The organism is Amycolatopsis sp. NPDC114503, assembly GCF_055633655.1.
Genome location: NZ_JBVKDT010000013.1, coordinates 1 through 22,236, shown reverse-complemented (window position 1 = coordinate 22,236; position 22,236 = coordinate 1). Strand labels below are relative to the sequence as shown.

Below are 22,236 nucleotides of genomic sequence, written 5' to 3'. Positions count from 1 at the left end.
AAGTGCCACGTCGGGAACGCTACCGACGGCCTCCGCGCGCCCCCACCCCTAGCGGCCCCACATTCAGCTGGCCAGCGCGGCGGCGACCGCGCGAGGGGCCGGCAACGCCGCCACCTCCGCACGCAACGCGCTCGCACCGGCACGAAGGGTTTCACCCGTCAATCGGGAAATCCCTTCTGCCACACCAGAAATCCCAGCACCCGCTGCCGTGACGCGAGCGCCGAAAGCAGACTCGGTCAACGACAGCTGCGGCAGTCCATACGCCACTGCAGCAAGCGCCAAGGTCTCGTCGCCGTCGTGCACCACCGCCGCACAGGTCGGCAATACGGCGGCTGGTGGCGCGGCGTCTACGAGCTTCAATTTCTGCGGCAATTCGAGACCAGCGGGCAGCTCTGCCGCACAGACGACTTCAGCGTCCACATCGGACATTGCTCGAAACACCGGCTCGTACCACGACGGATCGTTCAGCGACAGGAGAATGCGAGCCCGCCGGGCCTTGCGGCGTAACCAGGTCGGCACCTCGACTGGGCCGAAGTACGGCACGTGCCGCAGCGGCTGCCCGGGAGAGTCCCGCAATGAAGGCGGAACGACATCGAGCGTGAGGTCCGCAGCAGCGTCCGGCTCATCGGCCGGTCCCAGCACGCGAACCGCCTTAGCGTCGACCGTGCGCGCGGCGGTAATTCCGGCAGGCGCGTTCGACACCACCACCGCAGGCCGCCATAGGTGCGCGAACTCGGCCAGTGCCGCGGATTCGGTCAGCTCCGCGTCGCCGTCCTCCAGCTCGACCGCGACGCAGCCGGTGCGGAGGATGTCCTCGACGAACGCGGGACGTCCGGCGATTTTCACGTCGTGCCCGGCACTTCGCAGCGCCCACGCCAGCGGAACCAGGGTGTGCAGACGGGCCGTTGACGACGGCGCGGCCAGGAGTACACGCATGGGGATCACTCCAGATACGACAAAACCGGGCCGGCCCGGTGTGGACAGTCCTGACGAGACTATCCACCCCGGACCGGCCCGGCGTACCCCTAGAAACCGTTACTGGCCGGGCATTTTCACCGCTTCGATGGCGTTGTGGCGCATCGCCAGCCTCGCCGAGAGCGCGGTCGCCGGCCACACGATCAGGAAGATCGCGAGGACCACTCCGAGGAACACCCAGATCGGCCCGGACGGGATGATCTCGCCGGTGGTCAGCGCCATCGGCACCACGGTGAAGAGCGAGATCGCGATGCCGAGCACCAGCCCGGTCACCGCCACGATCCCGCCTTCCACGAACAGCATCCGCCGGATCTGCCCTCGATCCGCGCCCGCGAGCCGTTGCGCGCCGAACTCTCGCCGTCGAGCCAGCACTGCCACCGCGAGCGTGTTCACCGCGGCGATCGCGGCGTACGCGATGGCGAGCACGGCCAGCAGGTAGTTGATCAGCGCCTCGACGTCGGCACTCGCCTGGAAGCTCGCGGCGAGCGCGCTGTCATCGCCGACCGTGACGCCGGGCCAGTCCTTCGCGCGGTCGGACAGCGCCGACACGATCGCGCTGGCGTCCCCGCCCCGCACGAGCACCTGCGACGCCAGGCCGCTGGTGGTGTGCGCGGCCAGGAGATCCGCGGGCAGGACCATGCTCGCGTAGCTGGACGGGCTGTCCAGCAGCGCGACCACGGTCACCGGGACCTGTGCCCCGTCGCCGAGCCGCATCTTGATCTTGGACCCGACCTTGACCTCGAGCTTGTCCGCGACCGACGCGGGCAACGCGACGGAATTCCCGCGCAGCTCCGTCAGCGAGCCTTCGGTGACCTCGGTGGCGAGCACCGTGCCGCCCTGGTCCTGCGCGACGACGCCCAGCAGCCGCAACGGGTCGCTTCCGTTGCCGTCGTAAGGATCCTCGACCCAGCCGGAGCTGGTGACGAGCGGCGACGACGTCGAAACCCCTTGTGTGCTAAGGATCTGCGCGAGCTCGTCCGGCGAGAACCCGCCCGCGGTCGAGGTGACCACCGCGTCTGCCTTCAGCTGCCCGGCATACGCGGCGATCTGCGCTTTCTGCGCGGTGGTCTCGGAATACACGTTGCCGAGCGCGACCGCGCTGGCGAGCGTGATCGGCGTGAGCACCGCGGCGAACGCGACCGCCCGTGCCCGGGTGTTGATGACCGCGAGCGTGGCGTCGCGGCCGGCGACCTGGCGCACGAACGGGCCGAACCGGTCCACCACCCAGGCGATGATCTCCGGACCGAGCAACGCGACGCCGATCGAGCCGGTAAGCACCGCCGGTCCGCCGATCGCCGCCGCGGTGTCGGCTGGCATGAAGATCGTGGTCGCGGCGAGCAATACCGTGGCCCCACCGCAGATCAGCGCGCCCATGCGGCGCATCGCGTTCACCTTGACGCCCGGGATCGCCGCTTCGGCCAGCGCCTGGATGGGCCGGGCCCGAGCGGCGGCGAGCGCGGCCAGCCACGCGGCGCCGAAAGTGATCGCGAGCGTGGCGATGATCCCGGCCGCGAACGCGATGATGTCCTGGGTGAAGGCGAGTTCGTCCGGCACGATGCCGAGCGAGCCGCTGGTGCTGAAGATCCAGTTTCCGAGCAGGCTGCCCAGGAATGCCCCGCACACCGCGGCGATCGCGCCGACCGCCATCGTCTCCATGACGACCATGCGGTGCACCTGTTTCGGCGTCGCCCCGGTCGCCCGCAGCAGCGCGAGTTCCTGCTGCCGCTGCCGGACGGTGAGGCTGATCGTCGCGGAAACCACCAGCGCCATCACGACGAGCACCATGCCGCCGAACACCGCCGCGAGCAGGATCAGCGGCAGCTGGCTTCCGCTCACGCCGAGGAATTCGGCCGAACCGCGGTCGTCGCCGGTCAGCACGGTGAGCGAGGGAACCTGCGCGGAGATCTTGCCCGCCAAGTCCGCCGCGTCGACCCCGTCCGCCGGGAAAACGCCGACGAGCCCGACCGTGCCGGGGTGCGGGTTGAACCGCTGCGCGTCCGTGACAGAGAAGAAGAACGCGGGCGCGCGCACGGTCTGCGAAGGCTGCGCGATCCCGGAAACCTGGAACGACTGCCGCTGCCCGTTCACCGCCAGATCGACGGCCGAACCGGCGTGCAGGCCCGCCGCGGACGCGGTGGTCGCGTCGAGCACGACCTGGCCCGGCGTGTTCGGAGCCGCGCCTTCGGTGAGCTTGTATCCGCCCAGCGAAGCCGAATCCCAGCCGTGTCCGGAAAGGACAGACGCACCCGACTCGGCGGGCGCGCCGTCGTGCAGCAGCACGGTCGCGAACGACACGTCCGGCACCGCTTGTCCGACGCCTTGCACCGCGGAGATCTTCGCGACCTGGTCCTCGGGCAGCACCGCACGCTCGGCGTACGGGACGACCTGGGATTCCTCGTCCGGCAGCTTGAACCCGGCGGAGCCGCCGACCACGAGAGGCGCCGCGGACAGCCGCTCCGGCACCGCCTTCAGCACGATCGCCGTCTCGAACAGCCCGGCGCACGCGATCAGCAGACCGCAGCCGATGAGGATGGCGACGAACGACGCGAGCGACGCCGCCGCGCGGTACCGGAGGCTCGACAGCGCGAGCGCGAGCACCACTCGCCGCGAACTCACCGCTGCCTCCGCGCTTGCTCGCCGAGGTGCGCCAGGGTGCTCGCGACCGCGTCGACGCTGGGCGAAGCCATTTGCGTGACGATCCGCCCGTCGACCAGGAACAGCACGTTGTCCGCGTGGGACGCCGCGACCGGGTCGTGGGTGACCATCACGATGGTCTGGCCCGCGCTGACCAGCTCGCGCATCAGGCCGAGCACCTCGAGCGCGGTGGTGGTGTCGAGCGCGCCGGTGGGCTCGTCGGCGAACACCACGGCCGGGCGGGCGGCGAGCGCGCGGGCGATCGCGACGCGCTGCTGCTGTCCGCCGGACAGCTCGCCAGGCCGGTGCTTCACGCGCTGGGACAGCCCGACGCGCGCGATCACCTGGTCCACCCACGCCTTGTCCGGCGTGCGACCGGCCAGGAGCGTGGGCAGCGTGACGTTCTGCTCCACGTTCAGCGCCGGCATCAGGTTGAACGACTGGAAAATGAACGCCACGTGCTCGCGGCGCAGCTCGGTGAGCTGGGTTTCGTTCTTGCCCTTGAGGTCGGTCCCGACGAGGGTGACCTGCCCCGAGGTCGGCGTGTCCAGCCCGGCCGCGCAGTGCAGCAGTGTGCTCTTGCCGGACCCGGACGGGCCCATCACCGCGGTGAAGGTGCCTGCCGGGAAGGCGACGGACACGCCGGCGAGCGCTTCGACGGCGCTCTCGCCGCGGCCGTAGGTCTTGTGCACCGCGTCCAGCTGGACGGGTGTCGCCACGGAAGTAGTGGTGGGCACGTCGTTCACTCCGATCCGTTCCCGGAACCGCGGCGCTCGAGCGACCACCAGACCGCGAGCACGATCGCTCCCCCGCCCAGCGTCCACAGCCAGAAGGGCGACTTGAAGGACATGCTGATGAGGCTCATCAACAGCCAGATCACGAACTGGACGCCGGTGATGGCGGCGAGTGCGATCGTGACGATTCGGCGAGCGAGTCCGCTCCCGGAGCGGGTCTTCTCGGTGCTCTCCGACATGAGGCCCCCCAATACGGCTTCGACGGAGTCGGGATTAATTGTGTAAGGCTTGAACAGTTTAGCGGACCCCGGCCGATCGGGGAACCCCAGGCCCTCGCGAAGGGGTTCCGCTCAGGACGCCCCGCCCGCCGAGGTCCGCGCCCGCCGGTCGAAGTCCCGGACGCTCCACACGCCCGCGACCAGCACCCCGCCGCCGAGCAGCACCCAGAGCAGCCACAGCGGATCCCACTGCCCGCCGATCACGCCGATCCCGAACCAGATCAGCGCGTTGACCGCCACGACCACCACCCAAAGCCCGAACGCGAGCTTCGGCGCGGCCTCAAGCAGAGGAGGCGGAGACCCCGAAGCACGCCCCTCGACCGCGGCCCGCAACGCCGCATGCGACCCGGCGAGCCGGATCCGGGCCAGCCTGCGGGCCGCTTCCTGCCCGTCGCAAAACCCCTCGGAGCGAGCGTGCTCGACCTCGGTAGCCGCCAGCTTCCGATCCAGTTCGGTGACCTTCCCGAACCCGAACCGGTTGGTCTCGCTCACGTTGGCTCGCCCCCAGACCAGATCAGTGTAAGACTTGCACAGTTTACTGAAAGACGTACCGGAGCGAAAGATGCCGATCGAGCCCGATCCCCGAGCCCTGCCGCCGGGCCTGACCCCAGCGTGGGAAGGCGCCCCCCGCCCCCGCCGAGGACCGAAGCCGTCCCACACCGTGGAAGCGGTGGTGACGGCAGCCGTCGAACTGGCCGACACCGAAGGCCTGGCAGCCGCGTCGCTGCCGAACATCGCGTCCGCACTAGGGCTGACGACCAACGCGCTGTACCGGTACGTGAGTTCAAAAGACGAACTGCTGATCCTCCTCGCCGAAGCCGGCTTCGGCCCACCCCCGCAACCTCCGGTCGGCCTGGACTGGCGCTCCGCCGTCCGCACCTGGGCCGACGCCGCAACCAAGCGATATGCGGCGCGCCCGTGGCTGCTGGACGTCCGCGAGGGCCTGACCCCACACCGCCTCCGCTGGACCGAACAACTCCTGGCCATCTTCACCGAGGCCGGTTTGTCCACAGTGGACTCACTCTCGTGCGCTGAACTGGTCTCAGCAGTAGTCCGAGCCACGTCCGACCGCCGCCGAACGATCTCCGATCCGGACTCACCGGAATCCACCGAGTACGCGGCCGAGGTGCGTGCGTTCCTGCAACCCCGCCTGGCCGAGGGTGCCTACCCGCACCTGGCCGAGCTGGCAGAAGCTGGGGAATACCCCGCCGCCGCCCCCGAAGACTTCGCCCTGGAACGAGTCCTGGACGGAATCGCCACCCTGCTCCCCTGACCCTCGTCCGTGAGGGCCACCTTCACAGCCCCTGATTCCCTCAGGGTTCCCCTCACGGACGTCGCCGGTCGTGAGGGACTCCTTCACGGACCTACCGCCCAACCGGCACCCGCGAACCCCACCCCAGCCAGACACCCAAGCCCCGCGCAAACCGCCCCCGACACACCCCACTGACCCAGGCAGCCAGCCCCCACCCTGCACCCCGATACGAAGCCACAAATGCGGACGGCGGGTGCTTGTCAAGGCATCTTTCCCGCCTTGACAAGCACCCGCCGTCCGTCATCACAATGGGCTTCGGGGTGCCCCAGCCCACCAGGGCGCAATGTCGCCGCCAGGCGACGAGCCGCCCCGCAGATTACCCGACCGAACCCAGCCACCCCTCCACAGCCTTAGCCGTAGTCTCCACATCCGAATCCACGATACTGAAATGATCCCCAGGCACAGTCACCACAACATCCGCCCGATCCCACGTAGTCCGCCACACCCCAGGATCCTCCTCCGCCCGCTCCGCGGAATCCCCCGCAATGACAAACCGCCGATCCGGCCGAACCAACACCACCGGCGCGGAAACCTCAGGCAATTCAACCCCGTCAAGCAACCCGAGATAATAAGCCATAGCAGTCAGCTTATCCCGGTCAAACGGCCCGAACTGCTCCTCCCGCTCCACCATTCCCGCAGCCATATCCCGCACAGTATCCCCAGCATCCCCACCGTCATCCATCGCATAAGTGTCAAGCAGAACGACCCCAGCCGCCCCCACCCGGGCAGCCAACGCATACGCCAGCACCCCGCCAGAAGAATGCCCCGCCAAAACAAACGGCCCATCCCCGGAAAGCCGGACACTCTCCGCCAGCACCTCCAGCAACGACTCAAGATCAGCAGGCAACGACTCCCCGGAAACAAACCCCGGCGTAGGCAACGCAGCAACCCTCCGCACCCCGCGGAACCGAGCCGCCAGCTTCGCGTACTGATACGCGCCACCCATCCCTGCCGGAGTAGGCACCGCCAGCAACTTCACCTCAGCAGGCCCATCAGCCAACTCCACCGGCCGAGGCTCCTCCGGAAGCTCAGCCACAGTCCGGAAAGTGGGCCGCAACCGAGCCGCCGCCCCCAGCAACGCAAGACCGTTCTCCACCTGCCCGCCCCGGACAGCCTCGAAGAACATCTCGGTAACCGGATCCCCGCCGACCTCAACCGCCGGCCCGGTCAGCACCGAGAGCAAATGCCTCGCCAGCCCGCCCGGCGTCCGATGATCGAACGCAATCGACGCAGGCAACGAAACCCCCGCCACCCCGGCGATCCGATTCCGCAACTCAACCGCAGTCAGCGAATCGAACCCGATCTCCAAGAAGTGCGCATCCTCGTCAAGCTCGGCGGTATCGGCATACCCAAGCAGACCAGCAACCTGCTCGAGCACAAACGCCAGCAGCCCCTTCTCGGTCAGCTCCAACTCCGAGACATCGTCAGCCACCGCACGCCGCTTCTTCACCGCAGCCTGCGTCGACGCAACAGCCTCCGGAGCCACGAGCTCCCGCAACGTCACGGACTCGGCCGCCGCAACCGGCCGCCCAGAACGATCAGCGAACAGCACCGCCACCCGATCGTCCCCGAGCGGCGTCAACCGAACCCGAAGCTTCGCCGCCCCAGTAGCGAACAACCGGAAGTCCCGCCATTCCACGGGATCCCCGCCCACAGTGGACAGTGCCGCGTCAAGCGCGGCCGGCTGCAGGCCAAACCGCTCGTCCGGATCAGTTTCAATCTCCCCGAACACGACCCCGTCGACAGTCCAAGCAGCATCCAGCCGTCCAGCCGCGACCGGCTCCACACCGGCAGGCGGCCACTGGCCAATGCTCTCCGGCTCACCACCGTCGTCCACCGCCAGCACACCCTCGGCATGCCGCGTCCAAGCACCGTCATGTCGCGAGTGGACAGTCACCGAACGCTGCCCAGCGTCATCCGGCTCACCAACCACGATCTGCACCTGCGCAGAGGCTAACGGCGACTCGACGGTCAACCGCACCACGCGTCCGCACCCGACTTCGTCGCCAGCCCGAACTGCCAGCTCCACATACCCAGCCACCGGGAACGCCTCATCAGCAGGCAAAGTACCGCTCAACACCACAGTGGACGATCCAGCGACAGTCAACGCAGGCCCGAACAACGTCGCCAGCCCAGTCCCAGTAGCCCGCCGAGCCTCCATGTCCACCGACGGCCAGTACCGCGTCCGATGGAACGCGTACGGCGGCAACGGAACCGTAGCCGCGGACCGCCCGTGGAACATCCGCCGAACATCCAGCCCCGCGCCAAGAACGTGCAACTGCCCAGCCGCCAGAAGCGTCGAAGCAACCTCGCCACGATTACGCCGAAGCACCGGCACGAACTCCGCGTCCTCGACGCTCGCCTCAGCAGCCGCGGTGAGCACCCCGTTCGTACTCAACTCGACAAAACGAGTCGCCCCAGAAGCCTGCACCGCGTCCGCGAAGCGAACTGTGTTCCGGCAGTTAGCCACCCAATGCGCCGGATCAGACAACTCGTCCGTCACCTCAGCACCAGTGACCGTCGAGACCACCGGCACAGTCGGCACCGCGAACGTCAGTTCCTGCGCGATCTCTTCCAGCTCTTCGAGAATCTCGTCCAGCAACGGCGAGTGCACCGCACAATCGATCGCAAGCCGGTTATTACGCCGGCCGAGCTTCTCGAAGTGCTCAACGATCACCTGAACGTCACTGTCCACACCAGACACCACCACCGACCGCGGCCCATTCACCGCGGCCAGCGCAACGTCCTCGCCCAGCAGTGGCCGCACCTCGTCCGCACTGGCCTCGACCGCGACCACGGCACCGGCCCGAGTCTCCGCCATCAACTGACCCCGGTGCGCGACCAGCTTCACCGCGTCGTCCAAAGAGAACACCCCAGCCAGATGCGCGGCCGCGATCTCACCGACCGAATGCCCGACGAGCGCCTCCGGCCGCTGCCCCCACGATTCCAGGAGCCGATACAACGCCACCGAGAAGGAGAACACCGCTGCCTGGCTGAACTGAGTCCGGTCCAGCAACTGCGCATCCACCGACCCGGCCTCAGCGAACATCACCGTGCGCAGAGACCGCCCGAGATGCTGATCGAACTTCGCCGCGACTCGCTCCAGTTCGTGCGCGAACACCGGGAACGCAGCGGACAGCTCCGCGCCCATCCCAGCCCGCTGGCTGCCCTGCCCCGGCAAGAGGTACGCGGTCCGCCCGCCAGAGCGAGCACGGCCCGTCACCGCCGAGTCCGAAGTAGACAAAGCTTTCAATGCCGCACGAAGCTCAGCAGCATCCGAACCGACCACCGCGGCCCGATGCGAGAACAACGGCTGACGATTCGCCTGCGAGTAAACGACATCCAACGCCGGATACCTGTCGAGGTGCGCCAGCAACGCCCGGGCCTGATCCGGAAGCGCCGCCGCGGTCCGAGCGGAGAATACGAGCGGCGGCAACACCCCGCCGGAGTCGCCCGAGTCAGCCGCTTCCGCCACGACATCCGGAGCCTGCTCCAGAATCACGTGCGCGTTGGTCCCGCTGTACCCGAACGCCGACACCGCAGCACGCCGCGGCCGATCCACTTCCGGCCAGTCCCGCGACTTGTCCAACAGCCGGACAGTTCCAGCACCCCAGTCGACCTCGTGAGTCGGCTCGTCGACGTGCAAGGTCGACGGCAACACTCCGTGCCGCATGGCCTGCACCATCTTGATCACACCCGCGACACCAGCCGCGGCTTGCGTGTGCCCGATATTCGACTTCACCGAACCAAGCCACAGTGGACGGTCCGCCGACCGCTCCCGGCCGTAAGTGGCCAGCAGCGCAGCGGTCTCGATCCGGTCTCCCAGCGGAGTACTCGCACCGTGTCCTTCGATGGCGTCCACATCGGATGCCACCAGGCCAGCCGCCGACAAAGCCCGCCGAATCAGCTTTTCCTGCGCGGAAGCGCTGGGCGCGTTGAGCCCGTTGGAAGCACCATCCGCGTTGACCGCGCTGGACTTCACCACGGCAAGTACCTCGTGCCCGTTGCGCTGCGCGTCAGACAGCCGCTCGATCACGAGCACCCCGACGCCCTCGCCCCAGCCAAACCCGTCCGCCGCAGCCGAGTACGGCTTGCACCGGCCATCGCGAGCAACGGCACCGTCAAGGAACTGCGCAAACGGTGCCGGCGAAACAAGCGCCGAGACACCCGCAACCAACGCGAGCGAACAGTCACCACCGCGCAACGCCTGGGTCGCCTGATGCAACGCCACCAGCGACGACGAGCACGCCGTATCCACCGACACCGCAGGCCCTTCGAGGCCGAACGCGTACGCGACCCGTCCGGAGACCACGCTGCTCAACGCACCGGATCCGCGATAAGCCCCGCCGCCCTGTTCGAGCGCGTCGCCCGGGTCGTAGTCGGACTGCATCACGCCGACGAATACCCCGGTGGTGCTTCCCTTGAGCGCCAACGGATCCACGCCCGCGTTCTCCAGCGCGACCCACGACGACTCCAGCAACATCCGCTGCTGCGGATCCATCATCACGGCTTCGTTGGGACTGATGCCGAAGAACGCGGCGTCGAAGTCGGTGGCGTCCGGAACGAATCCGCCGCGCGGCGTGCCACCCTCCGGCGCGACCTGCTCCAGCCAGTGGTCCATGTCCCAAGCACGGTCGGTCGGGAAGTCGCTGGTCCCGTCCTGACCGGCGGCGACCAGCTGCCACAGCTCGTCCGGCGTGGTCACGCCGCCAGGGAACCGGCAGGCCATGCCCACGATCGCGATCGGCTCGTCGCTGCCCACCACCGTGGTCTCCGGCCCGGCCGCGTCCGCGTCCAGGTCGCCGAGCAGCTCGTCGTGGAGGTGCGCGGCGAGGTCGCCGGCGGTCGGGTGGTCGAAGACGAGCGTCGCGGTGAGGCTGAGGCCGGTGGCCTCGTTGAGCGTATTGCGCAGCTCGACCGCGGTCAGCGAGTCGAAACCGAGGTCCTTGAACGCGCGGTCGGCGTCGATGACGTCCGTCGACGTGTGCCCCAGCACCGCGGCCGCGTGCTCGATGACCAGGTCACGCAGGTGGTCGAGGCGCTTGTCCGCGGGCAGACGGACCAGTTTGCCCAGCAACGAGTCCGTCCCGGCCTCGCGGTCGGCGACGGTCCGCCGGGCCGCCGGGACCAGGCCGCGCAGCAGGTCCGGCACCGCGCCGGCTTCGCGCCACGCAGGCAGGTCGAGCTTCACCGGCACAAAGACCGTTCCAGTCGAGCTGACGGCGGTGTCGAACAGCGCCAGCCCCTCCGCCGCGGTGAATGCGCCGAGCCCGCGCTTGCCATTCGTTTCGCCAGCCATCCCGGCCGCCGATTCCCACATGCCCCACGCCAGCGAGTGCGCCGGCTTGCCTTCGGCGCGGCGGTGCACGGCGAGAGCGTCGAGGAAAGCGTTTGCGGCAGCGTAGTTTGCCTGGCCAGGAGCGCCGAGCACACCGGCGGCCGACGAGAAGGTCACGAACGCCGAGACGTCGCCAGCCAGCTCATGCAGATGCCACGCAGCGAGCGCCTTCGGGTTGAAGACGCCGTCGATCCGCTCCGGAGTCATTGACGGCAGCACGCCGTCGTCCAACACCCCAGCGGCGTGCACCACCGCGGCGACCGGGTGCTTCTTCAGCAGCCGCGTAACGGCCTTGCGGTCTGTGAGGTCACACGCGGCGACAGTCGTCTCCGCGCCCAGTTCGGCCAGTTCCGCGACAAGTTCCGCAGTGCCGGGCGCCTGGTCGCCACGACGGCTGACCAGCAGCAACTTCCTTGCGCCCTGCTTCGCGAGGTGCGTAGCGACGATCCGGCCGAGCGCCCCGGTACCGCCAGTGAGCAGCACGGTCCCGGCTGACCAGTCGACCGGCTCCTCCAGCTCCGGCGTCGCCCGGACGAGACGCGGCACGCGCACCTCGGCACCGGACACCCGCACCGCCGATTCGTCCGCCGCCGCGATGGCCGCAAACTGCTCGTCGCTGGCATCGCCCTCGACGAGCACGATCCGTCCCGGGTTCTCCACCTGCGCTGACCGGACGAGACCAGCCACCGCAGCCCCAGCAAGGTCGTTGCCGGTCACCACGAGAAGCTTCTCTTTGCCGTCCGACTGCAGTTTGGACAGTGCATTGTGGATGGCCTTCTTCGCTGAAGCAGCGTTGTTCCCGGCCTTCGCCCGGTAGACCTCGTAAGCCTCCTGTGCGTCCGGCAAAGCCACCGGGACCCAGTCCACTTCGTACAGTTCGTCCGAACCAGTCGGAGCCGCAGCCGCCAGCTGTTCCTCGCTGATCTGCCGCAGCTTCAACGTGCCGACCCGCGCGACCGGAGATCCGGCGCTGTCGGCAAGACGCAGCTCGACAGCCTGTTCACCAGTCGGTCGCACGTGGACTCGCAGCGAGGACGCACCTGTCGCGAAAAGCTCCACTTCGGACCAGGCGTACGGGAGCGTGGTCCCTTCCCCCGCTGCCGCGCTGAGCCCCACGGCGTGCAGGGTCGCGTCGAACACGGCCGGGTGCAGGCCGAAGGCCTCCGCTCCGATCCGCTCTTGCTCGGGCAGCGCGACCTCGGCGTAAACGTCCTCGCCGCGCTGCCACGCCGCCTGCAGGCCCTGGAACACCGGCCCGTAAGCCATTCCGTGCTCGGCCAGCAGGTCGTACATCCCCTCGACGTCAACGGTCTCGGCTCCGGCCGGCGGCCATTCGCTGAGGTCGAAGTTCGTTCCGGAAGCGGCGGACGCGAGCGTGCCGTCCGCGTGCCGAGTCCAGCCGACAGCCGTGGCGAGATCATCGGGTCGCGAGTGGACACTGATCGGCCGGGTCCCGTCGGCGGCCGGAGTGCCGATGCGCACCTGGATCCGCGCGGCGCCCTTGGCGGGCAGCACGAGAGGCGCGTGCAGAGTCAACTCCTGGACGCGACCGCAGCCGACCTCGTCGCCAGCGCGCACCGCGAGTTCCACAAACGCCGTGCCAGGCAACAAGATCGAACCACCGACGGCGTGGTCGGCGAGCCACGGATGCGTCGCCGTCGACACGCGACCGGACAGCACCACGCCGTCCACGTCGGCGAGCAACGTCGCCGCGCCCAGCAGCGGATGGTCGACCGGGTCGAGCCCCATCGACGAGACGTCCCCGGATTCGGACGAGACCTCCAGCCAGTAACGCTGGTGCTGGAAGCCGTACGTCGGCAGGCCCGCGCGGCTCGCACCCCGCGAGGCGAAGTGCGCGGCCCAGTCCAGCACCACGCCACGGACGTGCAACGTCGCCAACGCGGTCAGCAGCGCCACGTCCTCGGGGACGTCACGACGCTGGCCCGGCACCGCGACGGCGTCACCGGCGGACTGCGGAACCACGGCCGTCAGCGGCGCGTCCGGGCCCAGCTCGAGGAACCGGTTGACGCCCTCAGCGGCGAGCGCGCGAACAGCATCCGCGAACCGGACCGGCTCGCGGACGTTGCGCACCCAGTACTCGGGGTCGGTCAGCTCGGCGTAGACCTCTTCGCCGGTCACGCTGGAGATCACCGAAATCGTCGGCTGCGCGTAAGCAATACCCTGCGCGACCGCCCGGAACTCGGCGAGCATCGGCTCCATCAGTCGCGAGTGGAACGCATGCGAAACCTTGAGCTGCGTCGTCCGCCGCCCAGCGTCGCTGAACTTCGCGGCCACGGCTACGACGGCGTCTTCAGCACCGGACAGCACGACAGAACGCGGCCCGTTCACCGCGGCGACATCAACCGTCCTTTGTGGATCATGCTCCGCGACCTCGTCCGGAGTTCCTTCGACGGCCACCATCGCGCCGCCCTTCGGCAACGCCTGCATCAACCGTCCACGAGCGACGACCAGCTTTGCCGCGTCAGGCAAGGAGAACACGCCCGCGCAGTGCGCGGCGGCAAGCTCGCCGATGGAGTGGCCGCACAACGCGGCCGGGGTAAGCCCCCACGATTCGACCAGCCGGAACAGCGCAACCTCGAACGCGAACAGCGCGGCCTGGGTGTTCGCCGTCTGCCCCAACGCATCCGCATCGCCGTCGATCACCGCGCGGATCGGCCGGTCGAGATGCCGGTCCAGCTCCGCGCATGCCGCCGCGTAAGCCTCGGCGAAGACCGGGAAGACCTCCAGCTGACGTCCCATCCCGACTCGCTGAGATCCCTGTCCGGAGAACAAGAACGCCAACGACGCCTCGCCGCGCGCCAGGCCGCTCACCGCACCCAGCTCACCATTCGCGAGCGCGTTCAACGCGGGCAGAACGTCCTCAGCGGACTTCCCGATCACCGCGGCCCGGTGGTCCAGATGCGTCCGCGACGCGCCCAAGGTGGCGGCGACGTCGAGCAGTTCCAGTTCCGGCTGTGCCGCAAGGTGTTCAGCCAACCGCGCGGCCTGCGCCCGCAAGGCTTGCGGCGTCCGGCCGGAAACCACGACCGGAACCGCCGCCTCGTCGCGCGGGTTCTCCGCGACCTCCGGAGCCGGCGCTTCCTCAATGATGATGTGCGCGTTGGTCCCGCTCAGCCCGAAACACGACACCGCACCGCGCCGGGGCTGGTCCCCGCGCTCCCACGGCCGGGCCTCGGTCAGCAGTTCGACCTTGCCCGCGGTCCAGTCCACATGCCGAGTCGGTTTGTCGACATGCAGCGTCTTCGGCAGCAGGTCGTTGTTCAGCGCCAGCACGATCTTCAGCACACCGGCGACGCCGGACGCGGCCTGCGTGTGCCCCACGTTCGACTTGATCGACCCCAGCCACAGCGGCTCTTCGCGCTCCTGGCCGTACGTCGCGAGCAGCGCCTGCGCCTCGATCGGGTCGCCCAGTTTGGTCGCGGTGCCGTGTGCCTCGACGACGTCGATCTCGTCCGGCCGCAGCCGTGCGTTCGCCAGCGCCTGCCGGATCACGCGCTGCTGCGCGGGCCCGTTCGGCGCGGTCATGCCGTTGGACGCGCCGTCCTGGTTGATCGCGGTGCCGCGGACGAGCGCCAGCACCGGATGCCCGTTGCGTTGTGCGTCGGACAGCCGCTCGACCAGCAGCATTCCGCAGCCCTCGGACCAGCCGGTGCCGTCCGCGGAGTCGGCGAAGGTACGGCAACGAGCGCTGCGGGCGAGCGTTCCGTCAAGGGAGAACTCGACAAACGTACGCGGCGTCGACATCACTGAGACGCCGCCGGCGAGCGCGAGCGTGCACTCGCCGCTGCGCAGCGCCTGTACCGCCAAGTGCAGCGCGACGAGCGAGGACGAGCACGCGGTGTCGATGGTCACCGCGGGTCCTTCGAGCCCGAAAGTGTAGGCGAGGCGACCGGAAATGACGCCGGAAGAGCCGTAGCTGCCCTGATAATTGTGGTACATCGTGCCCGCGAAAACGCCGGTCGGACTGCCCTTCACCGAATGCGGCGCGATCCCCGCGCGCTCGAATGCCTCCCAGGACGTTTCGAGCAGCAGTCGCTGTTGCGGGTCCATCAGCAGCGCCTCGCGCGGGCTGATGCCGAACAGATCGGCGTCGAAATCGAGCGCGTCGTGCAGGAACCCGCCTTCGCGCACATAACTCGAACCCGGCCGTTCGCCGGTCGGGTCGTAGAGCCGGTCAAGGTCCCAGCCCCGGTTCGACGGGAATTCGCCGATCGCGTCGACCCCGCCGGACAGCATTTCCCACAACGCTTCCGGGGTGCCCGCGCCGCCGGGAAGCCGGCAGGCCATCCCGACGATCGCGATCGGCTCCCGCGCGGCTTCGGTGAGCTTGCGGTTCTTTTCCCGCAACCGCTCGGTTTCCTTCACCGAAGCCCGGAGCGCACCGACCAGCTTCTCTTCGGAGTTGCCCACGTGCCCACGTTCCTTCCGCGTCGCCTGCTCGCCCGACGTCGTGACGATACGAGCGCGTCCGCGCTCGGACCCACCCCTAACGGCCCCTGCCGCGCCGGTCGCACCCGCCGGCCAAGGTCCGCTTTAGACGGTCTTTAGGGGTTGTCGCAAGCCCGGCCGGGTGTCAGATTTTGCTGGCGTTCCAAGCCATTTCGCACGGCTCGTTTTCGCTGGGGGTTTCACCGCCCGGACAAGGACTGGGGAATCGTATGCACACGTTGACACGCAGGCTGCTGGTGGTGGGAGCCCACGGCGACGACGAAACGCTCGGCGCGGGCGGGACTATCGCCCGGCTCGCCGACGAGGGCGTCACCGTTTCGCTTTGCATTCTCACCAACGACGACGGTTCGCGTTCGGCCGCCGGCGCCGAGGTCACCAATCGCACCGACGCGATCGAACTGGCCGCGAAAACGCTCGGCATCGAACGCGTGCGAGTCCACGAATTCGGCGACAACCGGCTCGACACGGTCAGCCATCTCGAACTGAACCAGGTCGTCGAGCGCGAGGTCCGCGAATTCGAGCCGGACACCATTTTCGCCACGAGCATGTGCGACCTGAGTACCGACCACGCGCTGGTCAGCCGCGCCGCGCGGGTCGCCGGACGGCCGGGCAAGGGTCCGGTGCGCGAGGTCCGCACCTTCGAGATCCGCTCCGCCACCGACGTCGGAGAGGCCTCCGGGCTGCCGGTCACGTTCCGGCCGAACTGCTGGCAGATCATCGACGAAAGCCACCTCGAACGCAAAATCGAAGCGCTGCGCGCCTACGGCAAGGAACTCGAGCCGTGGCCGAACCCGCGCAGCGAACGCGGCGTCCGCGCCTTGGCCGAATACCGCGGCTCACAGGTCAGCGCCGGCCTCGCCGAGGCCTTCGAAATCGTCCGTTCGGTCCGATGACCGGGTTCTTCTCCGCTTTTTCCACTCGCTTTTCCCACAGCCCATCCAGAAACGGGTGACCAGGAATGACCAGTACTGTCGCTGAATTCGAGACCATCGCCGAACGCAACGAACTGACGTCGGTCGCGGTGATCGGGATGGGCTACGTCGGCCTGCCGACCGCGCTCGGACTGCACGCCGGCGGCGTCGGCGTGATCGGCATCGACCTGTCGCAGAACCGGCTCGACTCGATCCGTTCCGGCGAGGTCGACCTCATCGAAGCCGACCACCGCAGGCTCGAGAAAGCCGTGCACCAGGAGGACTTCCAGCTCACCACGGACTCGGCGCGGATGGCCGAGGCGGACGCGGTGCTGGTGTGCGTGCCGACCGGGCTCGACGAGTACCTGATGCCGGACCTCGGCCCGCTGGAGGCGGCGTGCGCGGCGCTGGTCGCGAACGCCCGCCGCGGCCAGACGTTCATCCTGACCTCGACCAGCTACGTCGGCACCTCGAACCGGCTCCTGGTGAAACCGCTGGTGGCCAAGGGATTCACGATCGGACGCGACCTGTTCGTGGCGTCCAGCCCGGAACGGATCGACCCGGGCAACGTCACGCACACCCAGTCCGAGACGCCGCGCGTGCTGGGCGGCGTGACCCCGGTGTGCACCGCGATGGCGCAGCGCGTGATCAACGTGCTCACCCCGAGCGTGCACTGCGTCAGCTCGCCGGAAGCGGCCGAGATGACCAAGCTGTACGAGAACACGTTCCGCGCGGTGAACATCGCGCTGGCCAACGAGTTCGCCGAGATCAGCGACGGCTTCGCGATCGACCCGATCGAGGTCATCGACGCGGCGGCCAGCAAACCGTACGGCTTCATGGCCTTCCACCCCGGCCCCGGCGTCGGCGGCCACTGCATCCCCTGCGACCCGCACTACCTGCTGTGGCAGCTGCGCGCGACGCAGAGCAACGCGCCACTGGTGACCCAGGCGATGCACGCCATCGCGGAGCGGCCGAAGCAGATCGTCGACCGCGTACTGAACACACTGTCGCGCGAAGGCAAGGGCATGGCCGGTACGCGCGTGCTGGTGGTAGGCGTGACGTACAAGCCCGGCGTGCAGGACGTGCGTTCCTCGTCCGCGCTCGACATCCTCGATCTTCTCGCCGCGAAGGGCGCGAAGATCGGCTACTACGACCCGCTGGTCCCGAACGTCCGGATCACCGGCGGTTCGCTCGACACTGTCCCCGAGCCGGACGGCCAGGACTGGGACGTCGCGCTCATCCACACCGTCCAGCCGGGCCACGACTACGAATGGCTCGCCGACTGCTCGACCGTCATCGACGCTACCTATCGCTTCGACCGCGCGCTCTTCGCGAACTAATTCTTTGCGGGGGTTCCGGGTGGCGGAGCCCCGGCCTGGGGCGAAGCCCCGGATGACACTGAAAGGACTCAACAGTGCGTTACCTCATCACCGGAGGCGCCGGGTTCATCGGCTCCCACCTCACCGAGCACCTGCTGGCCCGCGGCGACGAGGTCGTCGCACTGGACAACCTCAGCACCGGCACCCTGGACAACCTCACCGGATTCGCCGGGCACCCCGGCTTCCGCTTCGTGCGCGGCTCGATCACCGACCCGAACGCGGTCGAATCGTGCATGGCGGGCATCGACGCGGTGTTCCACCTCGCCGCCGCGGTGGGCGTGTTCACCATCCTCGACAAGACGATGGACAGCCTGCGCACCAACCTGCACGGCACGGAGAACATGCTCGACGCGGCGCTGCGCCACGACGTGCCGATCCTCGTCGCGTCCACGAGCGAGATCTACGGCAAGAACACCGCCGACGGCCTGCGCGAGGACGACGACCGGATCATCGGTTCGCCGCTGAAGAACCGCTGGTCCTACGCCGAGGCGAAGGCGCTGGACGAGACGTTCGCGCACCTGTACGCGGTGGAGCACGGCCTGCGCACGGTGATCGTGCGGCCGTTCAACACCGTCGGCCCGCGCCAGACCGGGCGCTACGGCATGGTCATCCCGCGCTTCGTGACGCAGGCGCTGGCCGGCGAGCCGATCACGGTGTTCGGCGACGGACAGCAGACCCGCTGCTTCTGCCACGTGCAGGACGTCGTGCCCGCGCTCGCGGACCTGCTCGCCGACGAATCCGCGTACGGCAAGGTGTTCAACCTCGGCAGCAACGAGCAGACCACCATCTCGCAGCTGGCCGAGCGCGTGATCAGCGCGACCGGTTCGAGCAGCACCATCACGAAGGTGCCTTACGAGGAGGCGTACGGCGACGGGTACGAGGACATGCAGCGCCGCATTCCCGACTGCACCCGCGCGTACAACCAGATCGGCTTCGTGCCGACGCGTTCCCTGGACGACATCATCAACGCGGTGGTCGCCGCCCGCCGCTCCTGACCTGTCTCCGGTGAAGGGCCTCCCGCGGATTTCGCGCGAGAGGCCCTTCACGCGTTCCGGAGCTTGACGTAGACGGCCGTCAGGTGGCTGGCGGCGGTGTTCGCGGACACTCCCAGTACCTCCGCGATCACCGCCACCGGCACGCCCTGCGCGGCGAGTTCGGCGACTCGCAGCTCTACGTCGGTCAGCACCCTTGCCCCGCTTTCCGTCACTGCCCGGCACCGGCGAGTTCGCCCGCCAGCGCGCTCCGCCCGGCCACGCCGAGTTTCCGGTACACCCTGGTCAGGTGTTGCTCCACAGTGGACACTGTGATGTACAGCGCCTCGGCGATCTGGCGGTTGGTCCGCCCGTGCGCGGCGAGTTCCGCGACGCGCAGTTCGGCCTCGCTGAGCGCGGTCGCCGCCGTTCCCTCCGGATCCGCGCGCGGCAGCTCGGGTTTCGACGCCACCGGACGCGGAGTAAGCGGACGCATCGGCTGTCGCGGCACCTGCACCGGTTTCACCAGGCCCGCCGAGCGTTCCGCGCGCTGGCCGAGCTGGTTGATCGCGCGGACCGTACGGGCCAGCTCAAGCCGGTCGCCGGATTCCTTGAACGCCTCCGCCGCCCGGTTCAGCAGGCCGGACCGCGCACCGGTGTCCCCGGCGAACGCCAGCACCCGCAGCGCCACTGCTTGCGAGAACGCGTCCGTCGTGTCCGCCAGCTGCTGTTTCGCCAGCTCGACCGCCAGGGTCGGGTTGCGCAGCCGCAGATTCGCTTCGGCGAGGTCGGTCCGCCACGGCGCCACGGCGGGCAGGTCTAGGTTGCGGTCACGGAGAATGCGTTGGCACTGCTGGAAATCACTCACCGCGGAGAGTCCGCGATTCGTGGCCAGGTGGAACTGCCCGCGCGCCCTGAGGAACCGTATGCCGCCGAGTGTCGTGTACACCGTTTCGGGCAGAGCGTGTCGCAACACCGCCGCTGCGGCCTTGAACGCGCCTGCCGCGGTGTACGCGGTCAGCATCGTGGCCAGCGGGTACGTAATCGCGACGCCCCAGTTCGGTTCGTCAAGCAACGCAAGCGCACGGCTCGCCGCTTCAGCCGCCTCGGTCGGTTCGCCGCGACGCAGCAGCAGACTCGCACCGATAGCGTCGAGCATTGCCTTCCACGTCACCGCGCCGCGGTACTCGGCCTCCTCGGCCAGCGAAGAGCACCAGCCTTCCGCGCGGTCCGCCTTGCCGTCGTACGCGAGCGCGAGGATGGCTGTGGCCAACGCTTCCAGCGAAGTGTCCGAGAGCCTGCAGTTCTGCAGAATCCGCTCCGCGCACACCGAAGTCTCTTCGCTGCCACCGACCCGCCAAACCGAGGCGAGCGTGGTTGCCGTGCGCATCCAGGGATCCGATGCGTCGACCGACAGCTGCGGTGCGGTGCCGTAGTGCCAATGCGCGGCGAGAGTCAGTTCAGCGGCCATGCGCGGGTGCAGCGGCTCGAGGTCGTCGCCCAGCCGGACCAGCGCGGACTCGAACGTTTCCCGGTCACCGAACCACAATGACTGGCGCACCAACGCGATCCGATCGGATTGGTCGAGCGAACCAGCCTCACGCAACGCCGCCAGATGCGGTGCGGCCGCTGCCGGGTTGACCCGCCAGGTGATCTTGGCCAGCAGCTGCGAGATCATCTGCTGCTCCCACGACGCGGTGGTCGTCGATGCCGCCAGATGCAGACAGCGGGTGGCGAAGTCGACGTCGTCGCCGAGCATCACCTGCTCCGCCGCCGCGACCAGCACCGGCAACGCCCACTCCGCCTGAGCTTCGCCCGCCGCCACGAGATGCCGCGCGACCTCCGGTGCCGACAACCCGCGTGCGTGCTTCACCTCAGCCGCCCGGATGTGCAGCTGCACCTTCTCGGACCCGCGCAACCCGCCGACGACCGCCGCAGCGGCCGGCTGCTGCCGGAACCGCACCCCGTCGACCAGCCCAGTCTCCACAAGCAGTCCCGCGGAGGCCTCCGCCTCGACCGGGTCGACGCCGGCGACCGTCGCCACCGCGTCCGTGGTCACGTCGGTGTCCAGCACCGCGATCGCCGTCGCCACTTCCCGCAGCGGCGAACCGTAGCGATGGAGAAGCCGTTGCACCGCATCGGAATACACCGCGCCATCGTCCACCGAGCTACGACATGCGTCGACCAATGCGCTGACCAGCAACGGATTCCCCGCGCTCAGGCCGTGGATCCGCTCAGCGTCGCCGTGGTCTGAGACCAGCTGCGCGATCGCCTCCACGGTGAACGGCGTGAGATGCACGTACCGGTGCGGCTGCGCGGCGAATTCGACGCCCTCGCCCGAATACCAGCCGTCCGGCTGCGTCAGCACCAGCAACATCGCGGCCGACTGCGCCCGCCGTTGCAGTCGCAGCAACAACCGCGCCGATGTCTCGTCCACGTGCTGCAAATCGTCGACCGCGATCAGCAGCGACCGCTCCCGCGCCACCCGGTGCAACGCACTGCACAACGCCGCGATCCGGTCCTCGCCGTCGGCGGCAGCCAGCACTTCGCGCGGCAATGCCGGGCTGGCGAGCAGTTGCTCGAGCACGCCTCCGTCGACGTCGCGCTCGTCGGCCGCTCCCGCCGCGGTGAGCGTCAGAACGCCCAGTTCGCGGGCTCGCGCTACCACTTGGTTCTGTACCTGTGTTTTCCCGCTGGCCGGTCCTCCGCCGACCAATACCGTGTCTCCGGCCCCCGCATCGCATTCGATCAGCAGGCCCTCAAGGAGGGACACTGCTTCGTTTGGCTCGGTGCGGCGGTTCTGCCCCCAGTTCACGCCCATCGCAAGCTCCTCGACCCAACGGTCATCTTCCTGCGTGTGCCACAGTCGCAGCCGCCCCCTAAGCACAGCCAACCGCGATCTAAAGTCACTCAATCAGGTGATCGCGATTACCTTGCGTTGCGGATGGCGTGGGTTTCTCGCGGTGCCGCCTGCGTGCGAGCGGAAGATTTCTGCTGTCAGGACTGGGGTTTGGCTCCGGACGGTGATCTTGTTTCTCTCGCTCCCGCGGTCGGGGTTGACCACTTCGAGCGATGGCGTAATCGAACGTGCGTTCGAGAGAATGACTGGGTGACCACGACGACGCTCCCGTTCGATGCCTGTGACGACAGGTGATAGTTGGCATATCCCGGTGCTAGTTGGCATAGCGCCTAGCGGTGTGGGACTACGGCATCCCTCACCTGCGCTTGACCACG

General features: G+C 68.6%; 12 protein-coding genes. 4 read left to right on the top strand and 8 right to left on the bottom strand.

Annotation, left to right across the window (positions count from 1 at the left end; all coding sequences use genetic code 11):
* Positions 1-63: 63 nt before the first annotated feature.
* The 5 genes from ACZ7OI_RS39210 to ACZ7OI_RS39190 form a co-directional block, all read right to left on the bottom strand.
* A complete protein-coding gene (locus ACZ7OI_RS39210; protein ID WP_470269185.1) occupies positions 64-936 on the bottom strand; it encodes a nucleotide disphospho-sugar-binding domain-containing protein in 873 nt (290 codons plus the stop codon).
* 99 nt (positions 937-1,035) lie between these two features.
* Complete coding sequence (locus ACZ7OI_RS39205) at positions 1,036-3,591, bottom strand: ABC transporter permease (RefSeq protein WP_470269184.1); 2,556 nt, start codon at positions 3,589-3,591, stop codon at positions 1,036-1,038.
* The gene (locus ACZ7OI_RS39200) at positions 3,588-4,328 is read right to left on the bottom strand and encodes an ABC transporter ATP-binding protein (protein WP_470269183.1); all 741 of its coding nucleotides are present in this window, start codon (positions 4,326-4,328) and stop codon (positions 3,588-3,590) included. The genes ACZ7OI_RS39205 and ACZ7OI_RS39200 overlap by 4 nt, the downstream gene beginning before the upstream one ends.
* Positions 4,329-4,351: 23 nt before the next feature.
* Complete coding sequence (locus ACZ7OI_RS39195; RefSeq protein WP_470269182.1) at positions 4,352-4,582, bottom strand: hypothetical protein; 231 nt, start codon at positions 4,580-4,582, stop codon at positions 4,352-4,354.
* Positions 4,583-4,693: 111 nt separating this feature from the next.
* Positions 4,694-5,113 (bottom strand): hypothetical protein, encoded by a 420-nt coding sequence (locus tag ACZ7OI_RS39190; protein ID WP_470269181.1) that lies wholly within the window; start codon positions 5,111-5,113, stop codon positions 4,694-4,696.
* A 178-nt stretch (positions 5,114-5,291) separates the two neighbouring features.
* On the opposite strand from ACZ7OI_RS39190, the gene ACZ7OI_RS39185 reads away from it, so the two are divergent.
* A complete protein-coding gene (locus ACZ7OI_RS39185) occupies positions 5,292-5,894 on the top strand; it encodes a TetR/AcrR family transcriptional regulator (protein ID WP_470269180.1) in 603 nt (200 codons plus the stop codon).
* A 355-nt stretch (positions 5,895-6,249) separates the two neighbouring features.
* On the opposite strand, the gene ACZ7OI_RS39180 is transcribed toward ACZ7OI_RS39185, so the two are convergent.
* Positions 6,250-15,702, bottom strand: coding sequence for a type I polyketide synthase (locus tag ACZ7OI_RS39180; RefSeq protein WP_470269179.1), 9,453 nt, complete (start codon positions 15,700-15,702; stop codon positions 6,250-6,252).
* Between the two features lie 248 nt (positions 15,703-15,950).
* Here ACZ7OI_RS39180 and ACZ7OI_RS39175 point away from each other — a divergent pair, with 248 nt between their 5' ends.
* The 3 genes from ACZ7OI_RS39175 (at position 15,951) to ACZ7OI_RS39165 (ending at position 19,026) form a co-directional block, all read left to right on the top strand.
* Entirely contained in the window at positions 15,951-16,634 is a 684-nt protein-coding gene (locus ACZ7OI_RS39175; protein ID WP_470269178.1) for a PIG-L deacetylase family protein, read from the top strand.
* A gap of 65 nt (positions 16,635-16,699) precedes the next feature.
* A complete protein-coding gene (locus ACZ7OI_RS39170; RefSeq protein ID WP_470269177.1) occupies positions 16,700-17,992 on the top strand; it encodes a nucleotide sugar dehydrogenase in 1,293 nt (430 codons plus the stop codon).
* A 74-nt stretch (positions 17,993-18,066) separates the two neighbouring features.
* A complete protein-coding gene (locus tag ACZ7OI_RS39165) occupies positions 18,067-19,026 on the top strand; it encodes an NAD-dependent epimerase/dehydratase family protein (RefSeq protein WP_470269176.1) in 960 nt (319 codons plus the stop codon).
* Between the two features lie 47 nt (positions 19,027-19,073).
* Here the strand turns inward: ACZ7OI_RS39165 and ACZ7OI_RS39160 are convergent, their stop codons facing one another.
* Both ACZ7OI_RS39160 and ACZ7OI_RS39155 read right to left on the bottom strand, forming a co-directional pair.
* Entirely contained in the window at positions 19,074-19,217 is a 144-nt protein-coding gene (locus tag ACZ7OI_RS39160; protein ID WP_470269175.1) for a LuxR C-terminal-related transcriptional regulator, read from the bottom strand.
* Positions 19,218-19,234: 17 nt separating this feature from the next.
* Positions 19,235-21,823: a helix-turn-helix transcriptional regulator gene (locus tag ACZ7OI_RS39155; RefSeq protein ID WP_470269174.1), complete on the bottom strand. Its 2,589-nt coding sequence runs from the start codon at positions 21,821-21,823 to the stop codon at positions 19,235-19,237.
* Positions 21,824-22,236 lie beyond the last annotated feature (413 nt).